Source organism: Amycolatopsis sp. GM8, assembly GCF_021653975.1.
Classification (GTDB): domain Bacteria; phylum Actinomycetota; class Actinomycetes; order Mycobacteriales; family Pseudonocardiaceae; genus Amycolatopsis_E.
In genome coordinates this window covers 390304-416523 of record NZ_JAJKFK010000006.1, presented here as the reverse complement: position 1 = coordinate 416523, position 26220 = coordinate 390304, and the positions used below count along the sequence as shown (strand labels likewise).

General features: G+C 68.3%; 25 protein-coding genes. 3 read left to right on the top strand and 22 right to left on the bottom strand.

Annotation, left to right across the window (positions count from 1 at the left end; translation table 11 throughout):
• Nucleotides 1-8 precede the first annotated feature (8 nt).
• The 3 genes from LOZ83_RS28305 to LOZ83_RS28295 are packed head-to-tail and all read right to left on the bottom strand — an operon-like array spanning nt 9 to nt 2368.
• Nucleotides 9-1136, bottom strand: coding sequence for a thiolase family protein (locus LOZ83_RS28305; RefSeq protein ID WP_236794748.1), 1128 nt, complete (start codon nt 1134-1136; stop codon nt 9-11).
• Nucleotides 1133-1564 carry a Zn-ribbon domain-containing OB-fold protein gene (locus LOZ83_RS28300; RefSeq protein ID WP_236794747.1) on the bottom strand — a complete coding sequence of 144 codons (432 nt, stop codon included), beginning with the start codon at nt 1562-1564 and terminating at the stop codon, nt 1133-1135. Before LOZ83_RS28300 ends, LOZ83_RS28305 begins: the two co-directional genes overlap by 4 nt.
• Before the next feature lie 39 nt (nt 1565-1603).
• Nucleotides 1604-2368 (bottom strand): GntR family transcriptional regulator, encoded by a 765-nt coding sequence (locus LOZ83_RS28295; protein WP_236794746.1) that lies wholly within the window; start codon nt 2366-2368, stop codon nt 1604-1606.
• Between the two features lie 158 nt (nt 2369-2526).
• Here LOZ83_RS28295 and LOZ83_RS28290 point away from each other — a divergent pair, with 158 nt between their 5' ends.
• Complete coding sequence (locus tag LOZ83_RS28290; RefSeq protein WP_236794745.1) at nt 2527-5133, top strand: CaiB/BaiF CoA-transferase family protein; 2607 nt, start codon at nt 2527-2529, stop codon at nt 5131-5133.
• Nucleotides 5134-5135: 2 nt separating this feature from the next.
• Here LOZ83_RS28290 and LOZ83_RS28285 read toward each other — a convergent pair whose 3' ends face one another.
• The 10 genes from LOZ83_RS28285 to LOZ83_RS28240 all read right to left on the bottom strand — a co-directional run bounded on the left by LOZ83_RS28285 (nt 5136) and on the right by LOZ83_RS28240 (nt 14969).
• Nucleotides 5136-6590 (bottom strand): MFS transporter, encoded by a 1455-nt coding sequence (locus LOZ83_RS28285; protein WP_236794744.1) that lies wholly within the window; start codon nt 6588-6590, stop codon nt 5136-5138.
• Between the two features lie 93 nt (nt 6591-6683).
• On the bottom strand, nt 6684-7925 hold the full coding sequence (locus LOZ83_RS28280; RefSeq protein WP_236794743.1) for an MFS transporter: 1242 nt from the start codon (nt 7923-7925) through the stop codon (nt 6684-6686).
• Between the two features lie 10 nt (nt 7926-7935).
• Complete coding sequence (gene hcaB, locus LOZ83_RS28275) at nt 7936-8739, bottom strand: 3-(cis-5,6-dihydroxycyclohexa-1,3-dien-1-yl)propanoate dehydrogenase (protein ID WP_236794742.1); 804 nt, start codon at nt 8737-8739, stop codon at nt 7936-7938.
• Nucleotides 8739-9587, bottom strand: a complete 849-nt coding sequence (locus LOZ83_RS28270) for an alpha/beta fold hydrolase (protein ID WP_236794741.1) — start codon at nt 9585-9587, stop codon at nt 8739-8741. Before LOZ83_RS28270 ends, hcaB begins: the two co-directional genes overlap by 1 nt.
• Nucleotides 9588-9602: 15 nt before the next feature.
• Nucleotides 9603-10874, bottom strand: a complete 1272-nt coding sequence (locus LOZ83_RS28265) for an NAD(P)/FAD-dependent oxidoreductase (RefSeq protein ID WP_236794740.1) — start codon at nt 10872-10874, stop codon at nt 9603-9605.
• A gap of 15 nt (nt 10875-10889) precedes the next feature.
• Complete coding sequence (locus tag LOZ83_RS28260; RefSeq protein WP_236794739.1) at nt 10890-11204, bottom strand: bifunctional 3-phenylpropionate/cinnamic acid dioxygenase ferredoxin subunit; 315 nt, start codon at nt 11202-11204, stop codon at nt 10890-10892.
• 41 nt (nt 11205-11245) lie between these two features.
• On the bottom strand, nt 11246-11791 hold the full coding sequence (locus LOZ83_RS28255; RefSeq protein WP_236794738.1) for a 3-phenylpropionate/cinnamic acid dioxygenase subunit beta: 546 nt from the start codon (nt 11789-11791) through the stop codon (nt 11246-11248).
• A gap of 12 nt (nt 11792-11803) precedes the next feature.
• Nucleotides 11804-13162: a Rieske 2Fe-2S domain-containing protein gene (locus LOZ83_RS28250; RefSeq protein WP_236794737.1), complete on the bottom strand. Its 1359-nt coding sequence runs from the start codon at nt 13160-13162 to the stop codon at nt 11804-11806.
• 27 nt (nt 13163-13189) lie between these two features.
• On the bottom strand, nt 13190-14080 hold the full coding sequence (locus tag LOZ83_RS28245) for a VOC family protein (protein ID WP_236794736.1): 891 nt from the start codon (nt 14078-14080) through the stop codon (nt 13190-13192).
• Nucleotides 14081-14192: 112 nt separating this feature from the next.
• The gene (locus LOZ83_RS28240; protein ID WP_236794735.1) at nt 14193-14969 is read right to left on the bottom strand and encodes an IclR family transcriptional regulator; all 777 of its coding nucleotides are present in this window, start codon (nt 14967-14969) and stop codon (nt 14193-14195) included.
• Nucleotides 14970-15082: 113 nt separating this feature from the next.
• Between LOZ83_RS28240 and LOZ83_RS28235 the strand changes: the two genes are divergently transcribed.
• Entirely contained in the window at nt 15083-15694 is a 612-nt protein-coding gene (locus LOZ83_RS28235) for a TetR/AcrR family transcriptional regulator (protein ID WP_236794734.1), read from the top strand.
• 4 nt (nt 15695-15698) lie between these two features.
• On the opposite strand, the gene LOZ83_RS28230 is transcribed toward LOZ83_RS28235, so the two are convergent.
• The 4 genes from LOZ83_RS28230 to LOZ83_RS28215 are packed head-to-tail and all read right to left on the bottom strand — an operon-like array spanning nt 15699 to nt 19583.
• On the bottom strand, nt 15699-16811 hold the full coding sequence (locus LOZ83_RS28230) for an acyl-CoA dehydrogenase family protein (RefSeq protein ID WP_236794733.1): 1113 nt from the start codon (nt 16809-16811) through the stop codon (nt 15699-15701).
• A 4-nt stretch (nt 16812-16815) separates the two neighbouring features.
• Nucleotides 16816-18015, bottom strand: coding sequence for an acyl-CoA dehydrogenase family protein (locus LOZ83_RS28225; RefSeq protein WP_236794732.1), 1200 nt, complete (start codon nt 18013-18015; stop codon nt 16816-16818).
• Between the two features lie 12 nt (nt 18016-18027).
• Nucleotides 18028-19185 carry a thiolase gene (locus LOZ83_RS28220; RefSeq protein WP_236794731.1) on the bottom strand — a complete coding sequence of 386 codons (1158 nt, stop codon included), beginning with the start codon at nt 19183-19185 and terminating at the stop codon, nt 18028-18030.
• The gene (locus tag LOZ83_RS28215; RefSeq protein WP_236794844.1) at nt 19182-19583 is read right to left on the bottom strand and encodes a Zn-ribbon domain-containing OB-fold protein; all 402 of its coding nucleotides are present in this window, start codon (nt 19581-19583) and stop codon (nt 19182-19184) included. The genes LOZ83_RS28220 and LOZ83_RS28215 overlap by 4 nt, the downstream gene beginning before the upstream one ends.
• A 107-nt stretch (nt 19584-19690) precedes the next feature.
• On the opposite strand from LOZ83_RS28215, the gene LOZ83_RS28210 reads away from it, so the two are divergent.
• On the top strand, nt 19691-21961 hold the full coding sequence (locus LOZ83_RS28210) for a CoA transferase (protein ID WP_236794730.1): 2271 nt from the start codon (nt 19691-19693) through the stop codon (nt 21959-21961).
• 46 nt (nt 21962-22007) lie between these two features.
• Here the strand turns inward: LOZ83_RS28210 and LOZ83_RS28205 are convergent, their stop codons facing one another.
• From LOZ83_RS28205 to LOZ83_RS28185, 5 genes are all read right to left on the bottom strand, one after another.
• Nucleotides 22008-23231: an LLM class flavin-dependent oxidoreductase gene (locus LOZ83_RS28205; RefSeq protein WP_236794729.1), complete on the bottom strand. Its 1224-nt coding sequence runs from the start codon at nt 23229-23231 to the stop codon at nt 22008-22010.
• Between the two features lie 22 nt (nt 23232-23253).
• Entirely contained in the window at nt 23254-23664 is a 411-nt protein-coding gene (locus tag LOZ83_RS28200; RefSeq protein ID WP_236794728.1) for a MaoC/PaaZ C-terminal domain-containing protein, read from the bottom strand.
• A 1-nt stretch (nt 23665) separates the two neighbouring features.
• Nucleotides 23666-24076, bottom strand: a complete 411-nt coding sequence (locus LOZ83_RS28195) for a MaoC family dehydratase N-terminal domain-containing protein (RefSeq protein ID WP_236794727.1) — start codon at nt 24074-24076, stop codon at nt 23666-23668.
• Nucleotides 24073-25152: an LLM class F420-dependent oxidoreductase gene (locus LOZ83_RS28190; RefSeq protein WP_236794726.1), complete on the bottom strand. Its 1080-nt coding sequence runs from the start codon at nt 25150-25152 to the stop codon at nt 24073-24075. The genes LOZ83_RS28195 and LOZ83_RS28190 overlap by 4 nt, the downstream gene beginning before the upstream one ends.
• 75 nt (nt 25153-25227) lie before the next feature.
• Nucleotides 25228-26145 carry an SDR family oxidoreductase gene (locus LOZ83_RS28185; protein ID WP_236794725.1) on the bottom strand — a complete coding sequence of 306 codons (918 nt, stop codon included), beginning with the start codon at nt 26143-26145 and terminating at the stop codon, nt 25228-25230.
• Nucleotides 26146-26220 lie beyond the last annotated feature (75 nt).

Here is a 26220-nt window from a genome sequence, read left to right as displayed (position 1 = left end):
ACAGCGTATCAACTTCGGGCGAGTAAGACGATGTCTCCGAGCGCCATCACGAGCGCGACCTCGGCGCCGGCCACCTGGTTGGCCGCACTGGACCCGCGCAACTGCCGGACCGCCTGCACCACCCGCTGGTTGCGCTGCGACTCCCCGGTGTGCGAATGCGACATCGTGCCGCCGTCGGTGACGATCGGGTACCGGCCGCCGACCTCGATGGCGTCGCCGGCGACGAAGGCGGCCCCTTCGCCGACCGGGCAGTACCGCAACGCCTCGAAGTACCGGATGATCTCCCAGGAAAAATTGTCGTACAGCTCGAACACGTCCACATCGGACCGTTCGAGCCCGGCACGCGCGAACGCCCGGTCACCGGACGCGCGGCCCAGCATGCCGACCCGGTCGTAGGTCGGCGGATGGGTGTAGGCGGGGCCCCAGCTCTCGGATCCCCCGCCGAGGACGCGGATCGCCGTGCCCGGCAGGTCGCGCGCCCGCTCGGCCGTGGTCAGCACGAGCGCCGAGCCGCCCTCCGCGGTGGTCGCGCAGTCGAGCAGGTGGTACGGGTCGGCGACCATCCGGGAGTCCAGGATGTCCTGTGCCGTAAAGGGTCCACGGCCGTGGTAGATCGCTTCCGGGTTGCGCGCGCCGTTGTTCCGGATCACCGCGGCCACATGCGCGACGTCGAGCGGGTCGACGTTGAACCGCACCATGTATTCCTTGGCCGACAACGCGAACTCGGCCGGGGTCATCAGACCCCAGCACTCGATGAACTCGTTGGACGGCCGGGTCCACGGTGCGACGGTGGCCCGGTCGGTGTGCAGCCCGGCCTCCCCCGCGGCGATGACGACCACGTCGGCCATGCCGCTCTCGATCGCCAGCGCGGCCTCGTACACGGCGGCCGGACCAGGGGCGCCGCGACCGACCCAGAAGTACTGGATGCCGAGCGCGTACCCGAACGACCGGGCTCCGCGCTCGTAATCCAGCCCGGGCAGGATGTTCACGCCGTCGATATCGGCCACGGCCAGCCCGGCGTCCGCCAGCGCACCGCGGATCGCCGCCAGCGTCACGGTCGCCGACGTCTCCCCTTCCAGCCGCCGGGCCTGGCGGGTGTTGAACGCGCCGGCGATGACGGCTTCCCGGCCCGTCACTGTGCGTCCTCCGCGTCCGGATCCAACCGGAAGCACGGCAGCGTGATCTCCGTGGTCACCGGCACGAAATGGACTCGCACGGCGGCCCCGATCCGGACCTCTTCGGGCGGGACGCCGACGATGTTCGTGAGCATTTCGTACCCTTCCGCGAGCCTGACGACCGCGACCACATAGGGAACTTCGAACGCCGGGGTCTGCGCACGCCACACAGCGGTGTAGGTCACGACGGTGCCGCACCCGGAACCGACCACCCATTCAAGGGTTTCGCCATGACAGAACGGGCAGAACTCACGCGGGATGAAAACGTGCGCACGACAATTGGCGCACTGCTGCACCAGCAGCTTGCCTTCCCGGCACCCCGCCCAGAACGGCTCGGACAACGCCGTCGGGCGCGGCAAGGGACGGGTGAAATCGGCGGGGGCGCTCATCGGCGACACCCCGCATCGACGCGGAGAGCCCGCGGGCCGCTAGGCCGTGCGCTTGCGGCCGCGCCCAGTGCTCTTGCGTGCCGGGGACGCGACGCCGTCGCCGGATGTGGCTCCCGCGGCGTCCGGGAACGCGTCGAGCAGCTGGACCATGATGCGCTGGATGTGGCCCGCCGAGCGCTCGCTCGCCAGGTCGGCGTCGCCGGCCTTGATGGCTTTCGCGATGCCGACGTGTTCACGCGCGTCGGGCACGAAGTCGCGGTCAACATGAATGTCCCGCTGCCGCAACGCCTGCGTGAGGACGCACGCGTTCTCGACCGCCTGCGAGAGCACCTGGTTGCCCGTCGCCGAGGCGACGGCGAGATGGAATTTCCGGTCGCTGGCGAGGAATTCGGCCGAGCGCCCGTCCTTCGCCGACCGCAGCGACGCGTTCGCGAACTCGAGGATCCGTTCGTGCTGCGCGGCCTTCGACCGCATGGCCGCGTAACTGCCCGCGATGGCCTCGATCCCGGCCCGGTACTCGAACGCGTCGCGGATCGCCACCGCAGACGGCTGTGCCACGCGCAGCCCGCGGGTGGTCGGCTCGACGAGCCCGATGTAGCGCAGCTGCAGCAGCGCCTCCCGCACCGGCGTCTTGCTGACCTGCAACTGTGCCGCGAGACCCGCTTCGCTGACCGAGCTGCCGGGCGGGAGCGACGCGTCGACGATCTTGTCGCGAATCGCCGCGAAGACGACCGAGGTCAGGTTGTCGGGCCGGGCGGCCGGGCTGAGCGGAGCCGCCGGATCGGACGAGGTGGCAGGCGGCATCGTTGCTGGCGACCTTTCCGGTGCAGAATCGGAGAGCTGGGACAATTCTCCACATTGTATCTCTCCCTTACAGATCCGCGGCACGAACCGCTCCCACCGATACGATATATGAGGTACCGTATCTTGCACTAGCGTGATGTGGTGACGAAAGAGGTCGGATGAGCGACGAGCGTGCCGAGCCAGGGTTCGAGGGGTTCCTCGACGGCATCCGGGTCATCGAGATCGGCGACGAACTCGGCGAGTACTGCGGCAAGGTGCTCGCGGGATTGGGCGCCGACGTCGTCCGCGTCGAACCGCGGGGCGGTGAGGTCACCCGCACGTACGGGCCCTTCTACCACGACGAGCCGCACCCGGACCGCAGCCTCTATTTCTGGCACCACAACCTGGGCAAGCGCTCGATCACCCTCGATCTCGACGACGCGGCGGACCGGGACCGGTTCGCCGCGCTCGCCGCGACCGCGGACGTGCTGCTCGACAGCCGGCCGCTCGGTTACCTCGACGAGCGCGGCCTCGGCTTCGAGACCTTGCGCGCCACCAATGCGGGGCTGATCCACGCGCGCATCAGCCCGTTCGGCGACACCGGGCCGTGGGCGGGCTACGCGGGCAGCGATCTCGTGCACCTCGCGCTCGGCGGGGTCATGATGAACTGCGGCTACGACCCCGACCCCACCGGTTTCTACGAGACACCACCGATCGCGCCGCAGATGTGGCAGTCGTACTACATCGCCGGTGAGATGGCCGCGATGTCGATCGTGACCGCGCTCGTGCACCGGCTCGGCAGCGGGCGCGGGCAGGCGCTGTCGACCAGCGTGCACGAGGCCGTCAGCCAGAACACCGAAACCGACCTGCCGGACTGGGTGTTCCTCGCCCAGACCCACCGCCGGCTGACCTGCCGGCACTCGACCACGTCCGCGCGCAGCCCGTCCATCTCGATCACCAAGGACGGCCGGTACCTGCTCCCCTACCGCACCTATGTGCGCTCGCAGGGCGACGAGTGGGACAGCACCGTGGGGCTGCTGAAGGAATTCGGGTGCGAGGGCGATCTCGAGGATCCCAAATACGCCACGGACCACCGCAACACCGCCGAGGCGCGCGACCAGCTGGCGCGGCAGGTGGACCGGCTGGTGGGCAGCTACCTGTTCGATCGCGACGTGTGGCGAGCCGCCCAGGATCGCAACCTGCCGTGGACGCCGATCCGGCGGCCGGAGGACAACACCGGCGACCCGCACTGGCTGCAGCGCGGCGCGTTCTTCGAGGTGTACCACCCCGAACTCGACGAGACGTTCCTCTACGTCGGCGGAAAGTGGGTCACCGAAGGGATGCCGTGGCGGCGCGGACCGCGGCCGCCGCTCGTCGGAGAACACACCGGCGAGGTGCTCGCGGAATGGAGTGGCGCCAAGGCCACCCGCGGACGCGTGTTCGCCTCGCCGCGGACCGATGCCGAGCCGCTGCTGAGCCCGCGCGGGAAACCGTTCGCACTGCCGGAAATCCGGGTCGTCGACCTGAGCTGGATGCTCGCCAGCGCCGGCGCCGGACGGTTCCTCGGTGCGATGGGCGCCGAAGTGATCAAGGTCGAGCACATCAGCCGCCCCGACCGGATGCGGTTCAGCCCGCTCGGTGCCTGTCCGCCCGGCGGGCGGACGGAACGTGAGGCCGCGACCGGTCCACTGCCGACGCCGCGGTTCGAGGGCCTGGAGGACAATCCGGACCGCAGCGGCTCGTTCATGGAGATCAACGCGAGCAAGCTGAGCATGTCGCTCAACCTCAAGCATCCGCGGAGCAAAGCACTGCTGGAAGACTTGATCCGCGACGCCGACATGATCGTCGAGGGTTTCTCGCCGGGCACGATGAAGCGGATGGGCCTGGGGTACGAGCGGCTCAAGGAACTCAATCCGAGCATCATCTACGTCCAGCAGAGCGGTCTCGGCGAGGCCGGCACCTATGGCCGCGCCCGCACGTACGGCCCGAGCGCGCAGGCCATCTCCGGGCTGAGCGACATGTCCGGGCTGGCCGAACCCTTCCCGCCCGCCGGGATCGGGTATTCCTATCTCGACTGGTTCGGCGCGTACAACATGGCGACGGCCATGCTGGCCGCGCTTTACCGTCGCGACGTCACCGGCGAGGGCTGTCACATCGACGCCTCGCAGGGCGAGACTGGTCTGTACCTGACCGGAACGTCGATCCTCGACTACGTCGTCAACGGCCGCCGGTGGTCGCGCTACGGCAACCGTTCCCCGTACAAGCAGGCCGCGCCGCACGGCGCCTATCGCACCGCCGGAACCGACCGATGGATCGCGATCGCCGCGTTCACCGACGAGCAGTGGGCGGGGCTGGCCGAGGTCCTCGGCCGTCCCGAGTGGAGCGCCGAGGAGCGCTTCGCCACTCTCGCGGGCCGGGTGGAGCATCAGGACGCGCTCGACGAATTGCTCGGGGCCGCCACCCAGGACCGCGACGGGTTCGAACTGATGGGCGCGCTGCAGGCCCGGGGTGTGCCGGCGGGGGTCTGCCAGACCGCCCAGGACCGCTACGAGACCGACCCCCAATTGGCGCATGCCGGCTGGCTCGTCGAACTGGACCAGAGCGAGATCGGCCGCTGGCCGGTCAAGGAGCACCCGGTGCGTTTCTCCGACACACCAACCTATATCGGCGGCCGCTTCGACCGTTCCGGACCGAGCTACGGCGAGGACACCGAATACGTGCTGGGGAAGATCCTCGGCCTGAGCGGGAACGAGATCGAGGCCCTGCGCGCCGACGGCGCGTTGTGACCTCAGCGGGACGACCGCTGGTCGACGGCGGCGAGGACCGGGCGAGGGCGCGCGGTCAGGCAGACGGCGGCGACCACGAGATCGCAGATCCCGGCGACGGCGAAGCAGATGAAGAACTGGCTTTGCGCCGGGACGCCGGGCAGGCCCGCGACGCTTTTCGCCTGAAGGATGCTGGAATACACGGCGGGGCCCAGCGCGCCGGAGATGGTGAGGATGATGCCGATCATGCTCGTGCCCATGCCGGCCAGTTCTCGTGGCACCGATTTCTGGATCGCGCCGAAGAGACCGACCCCGACCAGGCCGCCGCCGACGCCGTAGATCGAGGCCGCGACGACGACGGAGCCCGCACCGGAAATGGTCGTGATGAACACGGCCGCGGCCGTGGCGTGGCAGATCGCGCCAAAACCGGCGATGAGCAGCGGGCGGGTACGAGCTATCAGCAGCCCGCCCGCGACTCCGCCCACCGCGCCGAGAATCGAATAGGGCAGGAGAACCAGCCCGGTGTCGAGCGCGTCGTAGCCGAACCCGTAGCCGGACCGTGCGGACATCTGCACGTAGAACGGGATGAGGAAGGTGACGGATTGGATCGCCAGCCCGATGGTGAATCCGGCGAGTACGGTTCGCGCCACCGTCGGGGATTTCAAGAGCTCGAGTTTGAAGACCGGTGACGAGCTACGCGACTCCAGGAAGATCCACACCGCCGCGCCGGCAAGGCCCGCGGCGCCGAACCCGAGTGCCTTCGGCTCGGTGATCCCGTCGGCGGCCGCGCTTTTGATCCCGTACAGCAACGCCACGATCCACGCGACCAGGACCGCCAGGTTCCCGATGCCGAACCCCGCGCTGCGGACACGCGCGCCGCTCGGGATGACGACCCAGGCGAGAAGTGTGACGACCGCGTACACCACGGTCGCGCCGAGAAAGAATCCTTGCATCGACAGGTGACTCAACGACAGTCCACCCGCGACAAGGCCGACGCCTGCCCCGACCGCCTGCGCGACCTGCGTGACGGTGACCGCGGTCCGGATCGAGGCCTCGCCCAGATGCCGCCGCAAGGTGCCGACGCCGACCTGGCTGGCCGCGGTGCCCAGTCCCATGATTCCCGCCCCGGCGAGGAGCGCGGGATAGGTACCGAAGATTCCCGGAATGGCCGCCCCGATGGCCAGCAGTACGGTGCCGAGCGTCGCCGCCCCTCGATCGCCGAGGACATCCGCGGACCGCGGCAGCAGAATCGTGCTGACGCCGCCACCGATGAGCAGCAGTGTGAGTACCCAGGCGATGTCGCCGACCGACAGGTGGAATTCCTGCTGGAGAACGGGCAGGAGCGGGGTGAGCATGAACATCACCGCGCTCGCGCTGAAACCGATGATGGCGGTGACCGCGATCAGCGGACCCCGCCCTCGTGTCGCGCCCTGAGTCCTGGCCGGATGGTCGAGTTTCGGAATCGCGCTCTCGGTCATGGGTCGCTCCTTCTCGTCGACGTAGTATGTGATCCCGCGCACTCGTCAGGCGAGTAAAGCGTTCCGGTAGGGAGAACATGGGCCGCGGAAAGCTCAGTCCAAAGCGGACGCGACCGCCGGCTCGTCCCGGTCGGGAAGGGGCAAGCGGCGCCGGGCAAGGAAACTGAGCGCCGCCAGGACAGCGGCGATCCCCAGCGCCTTCGCCACCCCCAGCTTCGCCACGAGGCCCCACAGGGCGCTCGCCGCGGCCACGACCGTGCCCGACGTGACGACGTAGGCGGCCATCACGCGCGCCCGCATCGACTCGCCCACCACTCGCTGGGCGGCCACGACGGCCGCGGTGGCGCCGAGCGTGTACGCGATCCCGGCCACCAGCAACGCGGCCGCGACCACCACCGGCTGGGTCACGAGCGCACTAACAATGAGCGCCGCGGTCAGCAGAACCGTCGACAGGACCATTCCCCATTCCTCGCCGCGGCGTTCGACCGCGGGCCAGATCACGACGGACAGCGCGGCGCCGGCGCCGAACATCGCCATCAGCACGCCGAAGCCGGTACCGGTGAGGTGCAGACGATGCGCGGCGAGCACCGGCATCAGGGCCGTCACCGACGCCGCCGGGATGAAGAAGACCGCGTACCGGAGCAGGATCTGACGCTGTGGCGCGGTGGTGATGCACCGGATCCCGGAGCGGAACGAGGTGATGAACGAGTCCGTCGGGCGCGGCGCGGTGACCGGTGACCGCCACACCAGGAGCGTCACCACCGTGCAGGACAGCGTGGTGGCATTGATCGCGAAGACCCACCCGGTGCCGACGGCCGCGATGACCAGGCCGGCCAGCGCGGGGCCGAGTGCCTGCGCGACGTTGAACGTGAGCCCGTTCAGCGCCATCGCCCGGCCGACGAGATGCGGGGGCACCAAGGCCGGCTGGATTGCCGTCCACGTCGGCGCGGCCAGCGCTGTGCCGAGGCCGATCGCGAAGGTCAGCGCGAGGACGACGTTCGGCTGGGAGCCACCGGCCAGCGACACGACGAACAGGGCGGTGGCACTGAGGGCCATCCACGCCTGGCAGGCCACGAGCAGCAGGCGGCGATCCACGCGGTCGGCGAGGGTCCCCGCGGCGAAACCCAGCACCACGAGCGGCGTGTACGTCGCGGTCTGGACCAATGACACCTCCACCGCGGAACCGCCGTGTTCCTGGATACTCCACGCGGATCCCGCCGCCTGCATCAATCGCCCGACGTTCGCCACGAGCTGGGTGACGAAAAGAACCCGGAACGCCCCGTAGGCGAACGGTGCCCACGCCGAAATAGGCCGGTCCGACCGGCGCTTGCTCATTCGTGCGCTCCTAGGAAGTGGCGTCAGGGCGGCGAGGGGTACCGACGGTACTGACGTCGAACACCGCCCCGGTCACGGTCCGCGATTCGTTGCGCGACGCGAGCAGGACGTAGGTGTCGACGTAGTCCTCGGCACGGGGCGCGATGTCCAGCGCGGAATACTGCCTCAGCCGGTCCTCGGCAGGAAGAATGTCCTTTATGGACTGATCGGCCAGCCCCATCGCCGCCGGTCCCCGCAGATCGGTCGCCATGCCACCCGGCGCCACCGCGTTGACGCGCACGTGGGGCGCGAGCTCGTAGGCCAGTTGGGAAACCACGCCGACGCCGGCGTGTTTCGATGCGGTGTACAGAACGCCGCCACCGCGGGGAAAGAGAGCCGCGTTCGAGAGGGTGAAGATCATCGAGCCGGACCGCTCGGTCAGCGCTTTCGCGCTCGCGCGCGCCCCCACGAGGTAACCCTTGACGTTCACGTCGAACAGTTCGCGGTAACCTTGTTCGAGGTCGTTCATGGTCATGTCGAGCAGTGGCTTACCGAAGTCCCACAGCCCGGCGTTGCCGACGAAGGTGTCCAGGCCTCCGAATGCCTCCAAAGCGGCTTCGACGGCGGCGACGTTGTCCTCGCCGGAAGTGACGTCGCCCTGCACGGGGCGGATGCTGTCACCATGGGACGCGACCAGGTCGCGCAGTTTTTCGGGCGAGCGTTCGAGCACCGTCACGACCGCACCTTCGGCGAGGTAGCGTTCGACGATGGCCCGGCCGAGCCCGGACCCGCCGCCGGTGACCAATGTGGACAGTCCAGCGAGCCGACCGGGCATCAGTGCTGCTCCAGGAAGTGCTTGACGATGGCGTTGAACTCGGCGGCGTGTTCGAGCTGGGCCCAGTGACCGCAGCGATTGAACATGAGCAGCCGGGAATCCGGGATGACCGCGTGTGCGCGCAGGCTGATCTCGTAGTGCACGGTGCGGTCGTCACGGCCGTGGATGATCAACGTGGGCACCGTGGACGTCGCCATCTTCTGACCCGCTTCCACGAAGCCCGTGCCACCCAGGCCGGCCCTCATCAGCTCGAGCCAGTTCCGCAGGTGCTCGGGCTTGCTCAGCGCATTCCGCGAGCGTTCTTCGGCGAGTTCCTTGGTGGCGAACGACGGGTCGAAGCACATGACGTTCACCAGTCGCTGGAAGTTCTCGGTGGACGGATCCTCGTAGGTGTCGACGAGGGCCTGCATCCCCTCCGACAACCCGGCCGGGGACAGCACGTTCACGCCCCAGATCCCGGAACCCATGGTGATCAGGTGGGAGACCCGCTGGGGTTGCTCGGTCGCCACCACCATGCCGACGGCGCCGCCCATGGAGTTGCCGATGATCGCGGCGCGGTCGATGCCCATCGTGTCCATCAGCTGCGCCACGGCACGGCCCTGATCGCGTCCGGTTTGGACGCTCTGCGGGCTGGAGTCACCCCATCCCGGCATCGTGACCGCGACGCACCGGTAGGAGGACGACAGCGCGCGGATGTTCGGCTCGAAGTTGGACCAGCCCGTGGCTCCGGGCCCGGAGCCGTGGATCAGCAGGATCGGGTCTCCCTCGCCAGCCTCGTTCACCTGGATTTGGTAGTCCGCGGTGTCGACGAGACGATAGGTCGAGTCGTAGGTGATCTCTTCGGTCATGGCGGCTTGCCCTTCCTAACTGGCCAATGTGGATTCCGGGTTCGCGCGGACGGCGTTCTGGTGCTGCTTGAGAAACCTGCGCAGATCGAGATCGCGGCCGAGCAATTGCGCGCGTTCGACGGGGACCCGTGCGGCCATCAGCCTTTTCACCACACCGACTTCACGGGAGGCGGCCATTCCCGCGACGGCCCCCACATAGCCGTCACGGATCCAGAAGGCCAGGAACTCCCCCGGCGACGCGCCGTCCCGCAGCACGAGGTCGTCATCTGGGCGGGGGCGCCCCACGATCTGCAGGGTGGCGCCGTACTGATGGGACCAGGCATAGGGTGCCTCCCGATACCGGGTCGGGGTCCCGGCGATCGTGGCGCCGACCGCAGCGCCGTGTCGTTGCGCCGTGTCCCAGTGCTCGATGCGACCACGGCGCGCCAATGCGGGGTGATTCTGACTGGCCACGTCGCCCGTCGCGTAGATCCACGCACGGCTCGTCTGGCCGAACTCGTTCACGGGGATACCAAAAGTATCTACCTCAATCCGCGCCGAAACGGTCAGCTCGGTGCGCGGCTCCACTCCCACACCGACGACGACGGTGGACGCCGGCAGGCGGCGCCCGTCCGCGAGCCGTACTTCTTCGACACGGCCCGCCGACCCCGCGAACTCGGCGACGGTGGCGCCGGTCAAGAGCTTGACGCCGTGACCCCGGTGCAGCTCCATCAGCAGGGACGCGACGTCCGCGCCGACAGCATGGGTCAATGGCCGCGCCTGCGCCTCGACCACCGTGACGTCGATACCGCGTTCCCGGGCGACGGCCGCCAGCTCCAACCCGATGAAACCGGCACCGATGATCACGAGCGGACCTCCGCTCGCCAGCTCTTCGGCGATCCGGCGCGCGTCGGCGGCATCCCGAAGGGAGAGCACGTTTTCTGCGTCGGCCCCGGCGACTCGCAGCCGCCGGGGCGACAGTCCGGTGGCGAGCACGAGACGGCTCACCGGAACGGCGTCACCTCCGTCGAGACGCACCGTGAGCGCCGCGGGATCGACGGCCGTCACCTTCTCACCGAGGCGTAACTCGATGTCGAGGTCGCGATAGATGGGTGCGGGTTGAATCGGAACGAATCCGCGCGAGCCCGCGCCCAGGACGGACTTGGACAACGGCGGCCGCTCATAGGGAAGGTTCGGATCGGCGTCGATCAAGGTGACCGCGCCCGTGTATCCGTTGTTGCGAAGCTCAATAGCGACGGCGACACCGGCGGCACTGGCACCGACGATGAGGCAGCGCGGCTTGTTCATCGGTCACCTCGATCTTCAGTTCTCATCGGGTGCCTCGACCATGACGTCGGAGCCGTCGATCCGGACCTGGTACGTGCACAGCGGGGCGGTGGCCGGCAGCGTGAGCGCCGCACCGGTCCGGAGGTCGAACTTCGCGAAATGCCAGGCACATTCGACCTGGCCGCCCTCGATGTAGCCGTCGGCGAGTGAGGACTGGCCATGGGTGCAGACGTCGGCAAGAGCGAGGAACTCTCCTTCGACATTGAACACGGCGATCGGCGGCGTCGTGTCGAGCCGAAGCGCGTCACCGTCATCGAGTTCGTCAACGGAACATGCGCGTATCCAGGTCATCGGTGCGAGGGCTTTCGTTCGTGGTCAACAGCGGGTACGGATCAGAAGAAGTTGCTCAGGTTGGCCGACTGGAGAACCGTCTGGTCGAGATAGATGAAGCGCCGGGCGATCGCCAATCCGGCCCCGGTCCGGCGCAGGGTGTCCTCACGCCGCCCGACCCACTGGTCGATGTCCGCCTTGAGGCGGGTCCGGTACAGCATGAAGTTGCTGTGCACGACCATCTCGGTATCCGTGTTCTCGGTGATCCGGACGTTCGTGATCAGGTGCCGGGTCCGCGACGGCGGATCCTCCGCCCAGGACGTCCCGGTGGCCAGCTTCTGGGCGCGCTTCTCCAGGAACTCCTTGTTCTCGTCGAAGTAGGCCATTTCGCCGGGGCGCGTGAATTCCAGGTGCAGCTGGCGCCTGGTCATGGTCCGCCGCAGGGGCATGAAGTAATGGGTGTCGTCGGTGAACAGGCTCACCCAGTCTTCGTACCGGTGGCTGTCGAGCAAGGTGGACTCGTGATAGTAGAACTGCTCGACCTCGTGCTGCAGAAGCACTTCCTCGAGCGCCTGGTTCGCGGCGGGGGCCGCGGTGTCGGTCGTCATCAGTGTCTCCCTTCAGAGTCGCTCGCCCGGAACCGTGCGCTGCCGCAGCTCTTCCCAGGTCGGGTTGCGGAGCCATTCGCGCCACGCGTGGTAGGTCCAGAGCTGGGCGTGTTCGTTGATCGGAGCGTCGATGACCGCGAGGCCGTCGTCCTTGATGATCTCCGAGGTGCCGAGACCCATCTTGAGCCGCTGGGGAATTTCCCGGCTCTGCAGACCGCGGGTCTGCAGGGTCGACTGAGCCCAGTTCTCCCCGTCTTCCTGCTCCAGCATCCCGGCGGGCCCGAAGAAGTGAATGTGGTTGCTCAACAGCGCGGCCTGCTGCTCCGGCGAGGCGTTCTTGTCCCGGAAGGAGAACCACCAGATCTCGGTGACCCCGGGGCTCCGCGGCACCCGCAGGCTCAACTGCCCGTTGGCGGTGACCCAGGTCGTGGGGAAGATGTGCGGGTGACCCGCGACCCGGCTGCCGTGCTTGCCCAGTTTCGCCACCGTGTCGGGCTTGTACCGCCAGGCGAACGGGTCCCGGGTGCCGGTGTTCACTTCCAGGGAGTCCTGGTCCGGTCCCGAGATGGCGTGGCCGTACTCGCCCACCATGACGACGTTGTGCAGATCCGTCGGCAGGAAAGGAACCTCGAGATTCGCGCCGCTCTCGGTCTTCGCCCCACCGTCGACGAAGTCCTCGGGTGGCGCCGGGATCAGGCCGACCGCGAACGCCGACATGTGGGTGATCTGCGGGTGGTAGTAGTCGAAGACGTTGTCCACGGTGAACTTCCAGTTCGTGTCGACCACGAACTTCTGGACACCCGGGACCGCCTCGATGTCGCCCCGCTCCGCGAGGAGGTCGAGCCCAAGCCGTCCGGTCGGGCCGAGGTACTCCTCGAGCGGCGGAGCCGTCTCGTCGAACGTCGCGAAGACGAAACCACGGTAGGACTCGAGCTGCGCGACCTTGCGCAACGGATACCGGGAGAGGTCGAGCTTGTCCTTGTAGAAAAGGGACTTTCCGGGGACGCCGACGAGTTCGCCGTCGAGGCCGAAGGTCCAGCCGTGATAGGTGCACATGAAATTGCGGACGTTGCCCTCTTCGGCGCGGCACACCGCGTTTCCCCGGTGCGAGCACGTGTTCAGGAACGCCTTGATCCCGCCGTCCTTCTGGCGGACGACGAGCACGTTGTCCGTTCCCATCGGCGCCTCGAAGAAGTCACCGCGCTTGGGGATCTGGGTTTCATGGCACAGAAAGAGCCAGGCGCGACCGAAGATGTGCTTCATCTCCAGGTCGAAGATCTCCTGGTCGCTGAAGATCCGCCGGTCGATCTCGCCACGCTCGACCGAAACGAGCTCGTCCAGCTGATCCGCCGGGCTCGTGGTGTCCTTCATGGTCGTCTCCCTTCGATGAGATGGCGCTCAGTGGGTGTGGTCGCGGTCGTGGCCCCAGAACTGGGCGGCGTCCCAATTGGTGACGGCCCAGGTCTCGTCGTCGATCAACTTGCCGGACGTGCCGTACTCGACGCCGATCCCCGAAGGCGACTTCATGTAGAACGACACCATCTCGTCGTTCGTGTGCCGGCCCAGGCTCGCCGTCACCGAGATTTCCCTTGTGCGGACCTGGTCGAGCGCCCGGCCGACCCCGTCGAGGGTGTCGACTTCGAGCATGAAGTGGTCGATGAACGGCTTGCGCCCCTCCGGCGCGGGCGCGAACGCGAGCGAATGGTGGCGCGGATTGACGTGCGCGAACGTCAGCACGAGGGGCTTGAAGGTGATGTAGTCACTCACCTTGAAGCCGAGGACGCGGAGATAGAAGTCGATCATCTCGTCGGCGTTCGGGGCCACCAGGACGATGTGTCCGAGGCCCAGGTCGTTGCCCTTCGGGTCCTTGGTGACGAACCGGACGCCCGTCGGGGACACGAAGGCCGTCGACACCACGGCCGCGCCATAGAAGAGTTCGAGCTGGAAACCCGCGGGGTCCTGCGCCCGGATGAGCCGGTTGACGCCACGCAGCTCGGCGAGCTGCGGGTCTTCCTTGACGGCGACTCCCGCGGCCTCCAGGTCGCGGGCCTGCTGGTCCAGGTCGGCCTCACTGGCGACCTCCCAGCCCACATAGGACAGTTCGTCGTCACCGGCACGCACGGCGATCCGGTGGTGCCGGGAGTCCATGCGGAGGAACAGTGTGTCGGCGTTCTCGGCGTCCCGTACGCGCGTGACCTGGAGGCCGAGGATCCGCGTGGCGAACTCCTGCCACGCGTCGAGATCTTTCGCCCCGATTCCGATATAGCCGAGAGCTCTGATGTATCCCACGAACCTTCTCCTCAGGATGAGCGATAGCCGGAGACCAGGAATTACCGCACCCGGTCATCTTTGCGATATTGCTGGAATTGCGCCACCAAATCGTTCCGTCAGACAGAACCCGTCAGCCGCGACTCCGCGTCAACGCATCGGAGAGCTGGTTCGCCGTATTCAGCAACGCGGTCTTGAAGCGGTTCGGCGAATGGCCGGAAACCGTGGACGACAATGAGATCGACGCGACGGCCCGGCTCTTGTCCGGCGACCAGATCGGCGCGGCGAGGCACGTCACACCGAGGAACGACTCCTCGTTGTCGGTGGCGAAACCGGCCTCCCGGACCCTGACCAGCGACTGCCACAGTCGCCGCCCGTCCGGCACCGTGTAGGCGGTGAACTGCCGGAACTTCCGGTCGAGGTTGCGCTGGACCTCGGCCTCGGGCGCGAAGGCGACGAGGGTCTTCCCGAGCCCGGTCGCATAGGCGGGACGCCTTCCCCCGACCCGGGTCGCCATTTTCGGCATCCCCACTCCCGAGGCCTTGCCGATGTAGAGGATATCGACTCCGCTGAGAACGGCGAGATGGATTGTCTGCCGGGTGGCCGCGAACAGCTCGGCGACATAGGGCGCGGCGGCCTCCCGTAGCCCCTTTTCCGGACCTACCTGAACCCGATTCCCGAGTTCGAAAACACGTTCCGCGAGCAGATACCGCTCACCTTCCTTGGCGACATACGCGTGCCCGGCCATCGTGTTCAGCAGCCGGTGGATCGTGGACTTCGCCATTCCGGTCCGGGCCGCGATCTCGGAAATACCGAGCGGTGAGGGCGAGCGCGCCAATGCGTCCAGGACCATCAGGCCCTTACCGACCGAAGTATCCGGCGCGTGCCCGTGGGCTTCGCTGGTGGACATCGCTCCTCCTCGAGCGTGTGAGGCCTGCTCCCGACACTAAGTGAGTGTTGGCTATCAGTTAATCCGAGTGTAGGGTGGCATCAGTCACAAACGCAAGTGAACGGAGAAACTCGGTGGCGGACAACGCCGCGGCGTCGACGCGGCGCCGCCGCCCGAGAGCCGACGCGCAGCGCAACATCGAACAGATCGTCCGCGCGGCCGAGCTGCTCATCGCGCGCCACGGCCCCGCGGTGGCGCTGGAGGAGGTCGCCCGCGAGGCGGGTGTCGGACCCGCGACCTTCTACCGGCATTTTCCCAGCCGGATGCACCTGTTCGAACGGGTCTACCGGGACCGCACGGCCCGCTTCGCCGAGCGGGCGGTCGAGCTGGCAGCAGCCGAAGAACCGCGGGAGGCGCTGATCCAGTGGCTGCGCGAGTTCATCACGCTGGGCATCGAGGTGCGCGGCGTCTTGTCGGCCCTGATCTCGCAAGGGCTACGGGAAAGCGATCCAGAAGGCAACGCCGAGTGGGGTCACACGGTCCTGATCAAGGCGGCGGCCGGCCTGCTGGAACCGGCACAAGCGGCCGGCGCGATCCGGCGGGACATCGATGGCGAGGATCTCGTCACGCTGATCCACGGTGTGATCGTCGCCCCGGAAGCGCGCGCCTCGGTCGACTCGGCGCACCGCCAGGCGAGCACCGAGCGCGCGCTGCGCGTCATCATCGACGGGCTGCTCGCGCATTGACCGTTTACAGACTCAGGCTGGTCGCCACCCGCTCCAATTGGTAGGCCGCTCCCCCGAACAGCACGTTTCCCGCGATCGCGTTCTTGTAGAAGAAATGCGCGTCGTGTTCCCAGGTGAAGCCCAGACCACCGTGCAGCAGCATGGTCGTCATGGCCGCCCGCACATAGGCGGGCGAAGTCAGGGCCCGGGCCGACGCGGCCGCGAGCACGAGTTCCGCCGAGTCCTGGTCGGCGGCCTCGGTCGCGGTGCGCAGCGCGGCATCGGCGAGCGCCGAGGAGGTGTACAGATCGGCCAGCTTGTGCTTGACCCCCTGATAGGCCCCGATCGGCTGGCCGAAGGTGAACCGGTCCTGGGCGTACTCGACGGTCATCGCGAGGCAGGCCTTGATCGCGCCGACCTGCTCGGCGACCAGTGCGAGATTGGTTGCGTCGACGACTCGGCCAAGGATCTCCGCCGCGTCGCCGGCCACAGGAACAGCAAGGCATTCCTCGAAGGTCACGGTCGCGAGACTCCGGGTCGGGTCGATCGACTTCGCCCGCTCGACGACCACACCGGGGGCGGACGCCTCGACCAGATAGAGTCCGGCCTCTCCCCCGTCTGCCGCGTGAACGAGCAGGATGTCGGCTTCCGGTCCATTGAGGACGGCCGACTTGCGGCCACTCACACGCAGACCGGACCCGTCGCCGGTCACCACCGTCCGCGGTCGAGCCGGAACCCAGGGCTCGACTTCCGGCTCGCTGACGGCCAGCGCGCCGATCACCGAGCCGTCCGCGATCCGTGGCAGCCAGGTGAATTTGAGGTCCTCGTCCACACTGGCCAGCAGAGCTGTCGCGGCGAGGACGCCGGAAGCCACGAGCGGCGAGGGCACCAACCCGGCGCCGAGTTCGCGCAGCGCGACGGTGAGATCGGCGACCGATCCGCCGGCGCCCCCGTATTTCGCGGGGACGATCACACCGGTCAGACCGAGTTCGTCGCTCAGCGCTCGCCAGAGCGGCACGTCGAACGGGGCCTCTCGGCCCGCGACCTCACGGACAACCGAAAGCGGTGCCCGCTCGGCAACGAAACGCCGGACCGCCTCGGCGAGTTCGACCTGTTCAGTGGTATAGACCAGTGACATCGCGTCATCCCTCGGCTTCGTGGCCGGCGCGACGCGACGTGCGGATCCGGTTGAAGGGCGTGTTCCGGTCGGCGATCCCGCCGTCCTTCGGCAGCCCGAGGATGCGCTCGGCGATGATGTTGCGCTGGATTTCGTTGGTCCCGCCGGCGGTCGCCACACCCGGTGCGGCCACCATGCCCAATGCGACGGCGTCGAACTCGGGGTCGCCGAGCGCCACATCGGGGCCGAGGATTTCCTGGGCGACACTCGCTTGCCACAGTCTCAGCTCGGCGCCGGCCAGCTTGGCGACCGATCCGCGAGGTCCCACCTCGATGCCGGCCTTGCCCTCGGCCTGCAGCACGCGGCCATAGGCCAGCACCGCCGACTCGCGGACGTAAGCCTCGGCGAGCCGCCGCCGCACCGTCACATCACCGGTGACACCCCGGCGCCGGGCGAGTTCGGCGAGGTTGTCGAAACCCAGTGCGTTGGCCCGCTTCTGGACCCGCGTGCCGATCGAAACCCGCTCGTGGCGCAGCATCGCCACAGCGGCCTCCCAGCCGCGGTTCACTTCTCCGAGCACCGCGTCCTGCGCCACGAGAACCCCATCGAGCACGACCTCGTTGAACGGCGCCTCGCCGGTCGCCACGACCAGGGGCCGGACGGTGACTCCGGGTTCGCGCATGTCGACGATGAACATCGTGATGCCGCGGTGTTTCGGCGCGTTCGAATCGGTCCGGGCCAGGATCACGCCGAAGTCGGCCCATTGCGCGTTGGACGTCCAAACCTTCCGCCCGTCGAGCAGCCAACCGGCGTCGGTGCGGACCGCCTTCGTCCGCAGGCCTGCCACGTCCGACCCGGCATCGGGCTCGGAGAACATCTGGCACCACACCTCGTCGCCGCGGAGCAAGGCGGGGATATATCGCGACTTCTGCGCGTGCGTGCCCAATTCCAGGATCGTCGGCCCGGCCATGCCCATGCCGATCGACAGCGGGATGACCGGCAGCTCGAAGTCGGCGGCGGCCTCGTTGAACGCCACCAGTTCGTCGGTGCTCAGGCCCTGGCCGCCGTACTCGGGCGGCCAGGTGATCCCGGCATACCCGGCCGAGAAGAGCGCGTGCTGGAACCGTTTGGCGCGCTCGATCTCGGACTCGTTCTCGTCGCCCGGCGAGGCATTCGCCACCAGCCACCGGCGCGCCCGCTCGCGATAGTCGTCCAACCCGGTCACGGCATTTCCCTTCTACGGCAAGCGGTTGGCGAACACGAGGCTGCCGGCGGCGCCGAAGAACATGCCGACGCCCTGCACGAAACTCACCTCGGCGTCGGGCACCTGGGCCGGTGCCTCGCCCCGTAGCTGGCGCACCGCCTCCTGGATCGCGAACATCCCGTACATGCCGGTGTGGGTGTAGGAAAGCCCGCCGCCGTTCGTGTTCATCGGCAGCGTGCCGCCCGGACCGGTGTTTCCGCTCGCGACGAACGCGCCCGATTCACCGTGACTCACGAAACCGAGATCCTCGAGCATGTACAGCGGGACGTGCGCGAACGCGTCGTAGGCCATGAGGTGGTCGACGTCGGCCGGCATGATTCCGGCGGTGGCGAAGGCTTCGGCACTCGCTCGCCGGAACGCGCCGAACGAGGAGACATCGTCCATTTGGGACACCAGCGAGGACTCACTCGCCTCCCCCGAGCCCAATACGTAAACCCGCCTGTCGCCGTTGGGCAGATCCGCCGCGCGCTCGGCGCTGGTGAGCACGAGCGCGCCGCCGCCATCGGTGACGACGCAGCACATGTCGCGGGTGAAGGGATAGGCGACCGGTGGCCGGTCGAGAACTTCGTCGACCGTAATCGGCTTCCTGCGAAACGCACGCGGATTGCGAAACGCCCACTCGCGCTGCGCGACCACGACCGCGGCGAGGTCACGGCGGCTCATGCCGCGGTCGTGCAGGAACCGCAGCGCCGGCACGGTGAACGACGAAAACGGGGCGGTTGAGCCGAACGGAGCCTCGAACTGCCCCTTGAGGGAATCGGGACCGATGCTGTAAGGCGTGACGCCGACCCGGGACCGTCCGGACTCCCCGTGGGTCACGAGCACGACGTCGGCGGCCCCGGCGGCGATCGCGGCCGCCGCGTGGCGCACGTGCAGCATGAAGCTGCACCCGCCGACCGAGGTGCCGTCGAGCCAGCGCGGCGCGATCCCGAGGTGATGCGCGATCTCGACCACGTTGTGGCCGGCGGTCGCGATGCCGTCGACGTCACCGGGCTGGAGACCGGCGTCGGCGAGGGCGTTGCGCGCCGCCTCGCCGTGCAGCCGCAGCACCGAATGTTCGGGCAGCGCCCCTACTTCGTCGGTCTCGGCGGCGCCGGCGATGACGACACCGCCACCATGCATCGTGGTCATGAGGCTGCGCCCTCCAGGCGGAAGACCGGTATCGCCTGGTCTCCTCGAACTTCGAACTCGACGGTCAGGCGCGCGTCCAGGGGCAACAGGTCGGGATCCGCGTCGACGCCGACGATGTTCGTCATCATCCGCGGCCCCTCGTCGAGCTCGACCAGCGCGATGATCGGTTGCCTGCCGGCGGAATCCGGCTGGCGGTGGTTGATGATGTAGGACACCAGCCGGCCATGCCCGGACACCTGCCGCCACTGGATCCGGGACGATCCGCAGTAACGGCAGGAGACTCGCGGATAGAAGTAGTGCCGGCCACAGTCGTCGCACTGCTGTAGCCGCAGTTCGCCCCGCAGCGTGCCCGCCCAGAAGGGCGCCGACTCCGGCGTGGGCACCGGAACTCCGTCCATCGTCACAACGGAAATCTATAGAAACCAGCCACCGCAGTCAATCCTTGACGACGCCTCGTGCCGAACCTACTTTAGGCTTATCTATAGATTTTCGCACCGAGGTGGCCATGAGCGCGATGCACGACATCCGGGTACTGGACCTGACCGAAGGCACGGCGGGACCCATCGTCGGCATGTTCCTCGCCGACTTCGGCGCCGATGTGGTGAAGGTCGAACAGGCCATCGCCGACCCGGCGCGGCACCACACCGGGTTCGCGATGTGGAACCGGGGCAAACGGGGCGTTGTGATCGACTCGTCGGACGCCACGCAACTCTCCTGGCTGCGCCGCCAGGCCATGGGCGCCGATGTCCTGCTGACCAGTGGAGCGCCACAGTTGGCCGCCCTCGGCCTCGACTCGGGCGAATTGCTGCGCCACAACGGCCGCCTGGTGCTGGTCGAGATGCCGCCCTATCTGCCCGGCGGCACCCCGTGGGCCGGCGGCCACGAGTCGGCCGCGCTGCTCGCCGCGCTGGGCGGACAGGCGTGGCGACAGAGCTCGTCGTCGGGGGAACCGGTGGAGTCGGTCTACCCCACCGTGCTCTACAGCCAGGGCTTGTGGGCGACGGCCTGCACCGTCGCCGCGCTGATCGAACGGGAGCGCTCGGGGTGCGGGCAGCGGGTCACGGTGTCCGGCGTCAACGGGCTCATGCAGTTGCTCACATCCGGTCTCGTCGTCAACCCCGATGCCGGGGATCTCTCGACCGCCGTCGGTCTGGGTGGCCGGCATCCCACCTACACACGGATCCAGGCGGGTGACGGGGTGTGGGTCGCGGTCGGCGCATTGGGACGCAAGTTCGAGGCCGAGTTCCTCCGCATTCTCGGCATCTCCGACATTCTCGCCGAGCCGCGGATGGGCGGCCTGACCGACAATCTCGTGCTGCCGGAGAACTTCGCCTGGGCCAGGGAGAAGGTCGCGGAGGCCTTCCGTGCGGCGCCGAGCACGGACTGGGTCGCCGCACTGGACGCCGCGGGGATCCCTTATGCGATCGTCGCGGATCGCCGGGAGTGGCTCGATCACCCCCAGATCCGCGCCATCGGCATGCGCGCGGAACTCGACGATCCCGAGCGCGGCCGGGTCGTCATGCCCGGAATCCCGATCCAGCTCAGCGCCACACCGGGGCGGGTGCGCGGGCCGGCACCGGTATGGGGAGGCCGCTGCGACACCATCGCGCCCTGGGACGAGCAGCCGGCCCCCATCGCAGGCCCGATCCGGCCGGGCCCGCTGCACGGATTGACGGTGCTGGTCACGGGTGCGTTCGTGGCGACGCCGTTCTCCGGGTTCCTGCTGGCCGAACTCGGCGCCGACGTCATCCGGGTCGAGCCGGTCAGCGGCGATCCGTTCCGGCAGAACGCCTACGCGGTCAGCCGCGGCATGCGAAGCCTGGCCATCGACCTCAAGTCGGCTGGCGGGCGGGCGGCGTTCTACGACGTCGTGCGGCACGCCGACGCGCTGATCGACGGGCTGCGGCCCGGCGCGACAGCGGCACTGGAAATCGACTACGACCACCTCGCGGCGGTGAACCCGCGGCTCACCGTCGTCTCGATGTCGGCCTATGGCCACACCGGCCCGATGAGCCACCTGGGCGGCGTCGACGTGGTGATCCAAGGCCTGTGCGGGATGATGCGGGCCGAGGGCGGAGACGGTGAACCGGTCGTCAACACCATCGCGGTCAACGACAATGCCACCGCGGCCATGTCGGCCGTCGCCGTCACCCTGGGCATCTTCAGCCGGCTGCGCACCGGAGTGGGCCAGCACATCTTCGACTCGCTCATCGGCACCGCGACCTACCTGCAAAGCGGTGAACTCACGACCTACCCCGACGCGGCCGACTCCCCCGCCGGCGCGCCGGACTACAAGGGCCCGGGCCGCTACGACCGCATGTATCCGGTGAAGAACGGGTGGATTCGTATGCAGGCCCCGGACAATGACGACACCCGGGCTCGGCTGACGGCCGCGTTCGGGGGCGACCTCGCCGACGCCCTGCTCGCGTTGGAGCCCGACGACGCGGTGGCGGCCCTGACCGCCGCCGGTGTCCCGGCCGTGCGCGTCCGCAAGATCGGTGACGTGATCCGCGATCCTCGCCTGCTGGAGTCGGAGTTCCTGCACCTGGTACCGGCGTCGGATGGTCGTTCCTTCATTTCGGCGCCCGGCCGGTACGCGACGTTCAGCCGCACCGGCCGCTTCGGCCCACTGGTTCCGCCGGGCCTGGGCGAGCACTCCCGGGCCGTACTGGTCGAGGCCGGAGTGGCACCGGAGCGCGTCGACGAACTCGTGGCCGCCGGCGACGTCGCCGAGGGCGGACCGATCGAGCGAACACTCAAGGCGGCATACAGGTAAGCCCCACCGCGACGATGAATCGCGGTGGGGCTACAGGGTTCCGGGTCTAGTTGAACGTGGCTTCGAGGCCGTCCGAGGGCCGCTCGGCGCTGGTCTTGCCGCGTTGTGCCCACTCGGCCTCGTGGCGGCGGAACATGTTCTGCGCCGCGGCCTCGCGTTTGCCGCTCAGCTCGGCCTGGTTGCGTGTCACCCACTCATAGGAGTTCCGCCGGGCGGCATTGCTCCGGTCGAAATGGGGCATCACATAGCGGGCGTAGAGCTCGAACGACTTCATCGTCTGCTCGCGATCCGCCCAGTCGTGCCCGAGCAGCAGCACCGCGCCGAACTGGCCGTGTTTCTCCTGCAGCCGTTCGATCCGTTCGATCACATCGTCCGGCGTGCCGATGACCGCCGTCCGGCGCTCGATGTACCAGTCGACCGTGTCCTGCCCGTCCGGGACGACCAGCCGCGGCATGTTGTTGTTGAGGTAGTCGATCTGCTCCTTCAGCCCGAACCGGACGTCCTGGCGCGCCTGCTCACGCGTCGCCGCGAGGTGCACGCCCAGCACCAGCCGCACCCGGCTCGGATCCATCTCGTGCCCGTGCTCGGCCGCGACCTCGTTCGCGATCCCCCAGTTCACCCCGAGCGCGTCGAAACCGGCGGTTTCGCCGGCGGCGACGCACAACATGCCGAGTCCGTACTTGCCGGCCAGGCGACCGCCCGACGGGGTCACGGCGCTCGCGACACACACCTCGGGATGCGGATAGGTGTAGGGCGCCAAATGCAAAGCGGCTTCCCGCAGCGTGTACCACTCGGTCTGCTCGGTGACCACCTCGCCGCGGAACAGCCGCAGGAGGACGTCCAGTGCCTCGGCCATCCGGTCGCGCTGGACCTCGGGGTCGATGCCCAGCATGAAGGCGTCCGAAGCGAGCAGGCCCGGACCGACGCCGAACATCACCCGGCCGCGGGTCTGGTTGTCCAGCTGGATCATGCGATCCGCCGCCATCAACGGGTTGTGGTACGGCAGCGACACGACACCCGTGCCGAACCGGATCCGTTTCGTGCGCTCGGCCGCGGCCGCGATGAACAGCTCGGGCGAGCCGATCGTCTCCATCCCCGCCGAGTGGTGCTCGCCGATCCACGCCTCGTGGAAGCCCAGCCGGTCGAGATGCTCGATCAGCTCGAAGTCGAGCTGGTACCGCAAGGCGACGTTCTCGGTCATGGCGTGGAACGGGGCCATGAAGATGCCGTGTCGCAGTGCCGGGCCATACATCGTTGCGTCAGTAGCCATGGTCTCTCCCTTGTTGCTGTGTTCACGGGTCGAGCTCGAACGTGGCCGTGGCGGCGACGGCCAGGCCGCCGGTCTGGCGCACGCATTCGAGGCCGACCTCGGCGTAGGAGTGACCGTCCCGTTCGGACACGGAGGTCACGACCCCGCGACAGGTCAGCATGTCTCCGGGCCAGACCTGCTCCTTGAACCGGATGCCCAGGCGCCGGATCTGCTCGGCCCCGAGCCATTCGGTGGCGAACCCGGCAAGAATGCCGGCGTGGTACATCCCCATCGCGAACACGGTCGGGAATCCCGAGCCGGTCGCGAAACCTTCGTCGTAGTGAATGGGGTTGAAGTCGCCGGACGCGCCGGCATACCGGACGATGTCGCCCCGCGTCACGGGACCGAACACCTGAGCTGTGGCCTCGTCGCCGACCGCCAATCCGCGAGCCATCTCAGGTCCCTTCCGGGGGTTTGGCGGTCTCGACGGCCGTCGCGATCGACTCGGCCACGAGTTCGCCGTCGGCGTCGCGGTACTCGGTGACGACGGTGACGAACCGGAGCGCGCCGCCACGGCGGCCTTCCTTGTGCCACTCCTCGCCGATCCGGGTGCTGACGCGCAGCGTCTCGCCGGCCCTCGGGACACGCCCGTGGAAGCGGAACTCCTCGCCCGCGTGGAGGGTCCGGCCGCGGTCCAGCCCGAGACCCGGGACCGGGTCCTCGTCGTCGGTCTTCCAGAACGCCCTCGCCGCGAGGAACGTCGGCGGGATCACGGCGTCATCGGACCGGTAGGCCGGATGCCCGGCGTGCGTGGCCCGGGCGAACTCCCTGATCTTGCCCCGTTCGAGGGGGAACTCGAAGCTCATCGCCGCTCACCTCCCGCCGCGAGCGCCGCGGCCGGCCCGATCGCCGGGCGCTGCTCGGCCAACCGGGCCATCAACCGGAGGACTTCGGGCTGGTCGGTCACGACGATCAGACCGGTGATGCCGGAGTCCGCCCAGGCCGCATAACCGTCGCGAATCCGGTCCGGCGAGCCGAACAGCGAACGACGCTCGATGTACGCGTCGGGCACGGCGCGAGCCGCCTCTTCCTTGCGGCCGGCCAGGAACAGCTCCTGGATCTTCGCGGCCTCTTCGGCGAAGCCGGCCTTGACCATGTCCTGGTTGTGGTAGTTCTGTTCGCGGGCACCCATACCACCGGCATAGAGGGCGATCAGCCGCTTGTTCTCGGCCATCGCCGCGTCCAGGTCGTCGGTCAGCCGGACGTGCACCATGGCGTTGATCTCGAAGCCGTCCCAGCCCTTTCCGTTGCCCGCCTTGGCAAACCCGTCGAGCAACCAGGGTCCGATCTCGGTCATCGAGTCGGCCGCCATACGCAGCGGCAGGATGCCCTGGCACAGTTCGCCGGCCAGCCGGGTGGTGGCCGGCCCGCCCGCCCCGAGCCAGATCGGCAGATCCGGGTTCGGGTGCAGGATCGACTTCAACGGCTTGCCGAGCCCGCTCGATCCTTCGGCGCCGGCCGGATAGGGCAGCACGATCTCGCGACCGGCGTGGCTGACGGGTCCCTTGCGGGCAAAGATCTTCCGCATGATTTCGACGTAGTCACGCAGCCGCCAATAGGGGCTCCCCCACGGCTCGCCGTACCAGCCTTCGACGATCTGCGGCCCGGAGACACCGAGCCCGGCGATCATCCGGCCGCCGCCCGCGAGCGCGTCCACGGTCTGTGCCTGCATCGCGCACATCGCGGGCGGGCGGCCGGCCACCTGCATGATCGAGGTGCCCAGGCGCAGCCGCTTCGTGTGGGCCGCGATGAAGGCGAGCGGCGTGATCGCGTCGGACCCGTACGCCTCCGCCGTCCACACCGAGTCGTAACCGAGCCGTTCGGCGAGCAGGATGTTGTCCAGGGGCAGCTCGAGCCGCGCCCCCGAGTATCCGACGTTCATCCCCAGCTTCATCGCGTTCCGGCCCTTTCGTGCGAGGCGCTGCGCAGTGACATGTAGCCCTCCGATTCGCGGCGCTCAGCCGAGGTCGATCTCGTCGCTCCAGGTGATCTCGCCCCATTTGGCGGTGGCGCCGGCGAGTTCCCCGATCGTCCACCGGCGGTCGATCGTGATCTTGTCGACGACGGTGTAGGGGCGGAACAGCTGCACGGTTCCGCCGCGGACGAACACGGTTTTCCCGGCGATAGGGCAGTCAGCGGTGGCCAGGTACGCGACGAAGGGCGAAATGTTGGCCGGGTCGGTCTTGTCGAAGCCCGTCTTGGCGGCCTCGGCCCGATTGCGTTCCCGGCGCTCCTCGAAACCGGGCACCGTCGCCGAAAGGCGGGTCACCGCGGCCGGGGCGATGGCGTTGACCCGCACGCCGTAGCGGCCGAGCTCTTTCTGCGCGATCTCGGTCATCGTGGCGATACCGGTCTTGGCCGCCCCGTAATTCGCCTGGCCACCGGTGGACAGCAGCCCCGACGTCGACGAGGTGTTGATGACCGACGCCTGGACCCGCTCGCCCGCCTTCGACCGTTCCCGCCAATACATGGCGGCGCATTTGAGCGTCAGGAAATGCCCGCGCAGATGCACCCGGATCACGGCGTCGAACTCGTCCTCCGTCATATTCACGATCGTCCGGTCGCGCAGGATTCCCGCATTGTTGACGAGGACATCGAGGGTGCCGAACGCGTCGATCGCTGATTGGACGAGCCGTTTGGCTCCGTCGTAATCGGCGACGTCGTCACCGTTCACCACGGCATCGCCGCCCATGGCTTTGATCTCGTCAACGACCTCCTGCGCCGGGGAAATGTCGCGGCCGGTGCCGGTCTCGGTGGCGCCGAGGTCGTTGACCACGACCTTCGCGCCCTCCTGGGCGAACAGCCGCGCGTGCTCGCGGCCGATTCCCCGGCCGGCACCGGTGATGATCGCGACGCGTCCGTCGAGTGCGCCCATGTTCCGCCTCTCCACATCGGGAATTACGTCCGTCGATGAAAATCTATACAAAATTGCGGGGGTGTCAACGAATCA

Excerpts from the sequence above, each read along its gene's own strand:
- LOZ83_RS28300 (WP_236794747.1), bottom strand. The coding sequence starts at position 1,564 with ATGAGCGCCCCCGCCGATTTCACCCGTCCCTTGCCGCGCCCGACGGCG.
- LOZ83_RS28295 (WP_236794746.1), bottom strand. The coding sequence starts at position 2,368 with ATGCCGCCTGCCACCTCGTCCGATCCGGCGGCTCCGCTCAGCCCGGCC.
- LOZ83_RS28290 (WP_236794745.1), top strand. The coding sequence starts at position 2,527 with ATGAGCGACGAGCGTGCCGAGCCAGGGTTCGAGGGGTTCCTCGACGGC.
- LOZ83_RS28285 (WP_236794744.1), bottom strand. The coding sequence starts at position 6,590 with ATGACCGAGAGCGCGATTCCGAAACTCGACCATCCGGCCAGGACTCAG.
- LOZ83_RS28280 (WP_236794743.1), bottom strand. The coding sequence starts at position 7,925 with ATGAGCAAGCGCCGGTCGGACCGGCCTATTTCGGCGTGGGCACCGTTC.
- hcaB (WP_236794742.1), bottom strand. The coding sequence starts at position 8,739 with ATGCCCGGTCGGCTCGCTGGACTGTCCACATTGGTCACCGGCGGCGGG.
- LOZ83_RS28270 (WP_236794741.1), bottom strand. The coding sequence starts at position 9,587 with ATGACCGAAGAGATCACCTACGACTCGACCTATCGTCTCGTCGACACC.
- LOZ83_RS28265 (WP_236794740.1), bottom strand. The coding sequence starts at position 10,874 with ATGAACAAGCCGCGCTGCCTCATCGTCGGTGCCAGTGCCGCCGGTGTC.
- LOZ83_RS28260 (WP_236794739.1), bottom strand. The coding sequence starts at position 11,204 with ATGACCTGGATACGCGCATGTTCCGTTGACGAACTCGATGACGGTGAC.
- LOZ83_RS28255 (WP_236794738.1), bottom strand. The coding sequence starts at position 11,791 with ATGACGACCGACACCGCGGCCCCCGCCGCGAACCAGGCGCTCGAGGAA.
- LOZ83_RS28250 (WP_236794737.1), bottom strand. The coding sequence starts at position 13,162 with ATGAAGGACACCACGAGCCCGGCGGATCAGCTGGACGAGCTCGTTTCG.
- LOZ83_RS28240 (WP_236794735.1), bottom strand. The coding sequence starts at position 14,969 with ATGTCCACCAGCGAAGCCCACGGGCACGCGCCGGATACTTCGGTCGGT.
- LOZ83_RS28230 (WP_236794733.1), bottom strand. The coding sequence starts at position 16,811 with ATGTCACTGGTCTATACCACTGAACAGGTCGAACTCGCCGAGGCGGTC.
- LOZ83_RS28220 (WP_236794731.1), bottom strand. The coding sequence starts at position 19,185 with ATGACCACGATGCATGGTGGCGGTGTCGTCATCGCCGGCGCCGCCGAG.
- LOZ83_RS28215 (WP_236794844.1), bottom strand. The coding sequence starts at position 19,583 with ATGGACGGAGTTCCGGTGCCCACGCCGGAGTCGGCGCCCTTCTGGGCG.
- LOZ83_RS28210 (WP_236794730.1), top strand. The coding sequence starts at position 19,691 with ATGAGCGCGATGCACGACATCCGGGTACTGGACCTGACCGAAGGCACG.
- LOZ83_RS28205 (WP_236794729.1), bottom strand. The coding sequence starts at position 23,231 with ATGGCTACTGACGCAACGATGTATGGCCCGGCACTGCGACACGGCATC.
- LOZ83_RS28200 (WP_236794728.1), bottom strand. The coding sequence starts at position 23,664 with ATGGCTCGCGGATTGGCGGTCGGCGACGAGGCCACAGCTCAGGTGTTC.
- LOZ83_RS28195 (WP_236794727.1), bottom strand. The coding sequence starts at position 24,076 with ATGAGCTTCGAGTTCCCCCTCGAACGGGGCAAGATCAGGGAGTTCGCC.
- LOZ83_RS28190 (WP_236794726.1), bottom strand. The coding sequence starts at position 25,152 with ATGAACGTCGGATACTCGGGGGCGCGGCTCGAGCTGCCCCTGGACAAC.
- LOZ83_RS28185 (WP_236794725.1), bottom strand. The coding sequence starts at position 26,145 with ATGGGCGCACTCGACGGACGCGTCGCGATCATCACCGGTGCCGGCCGG.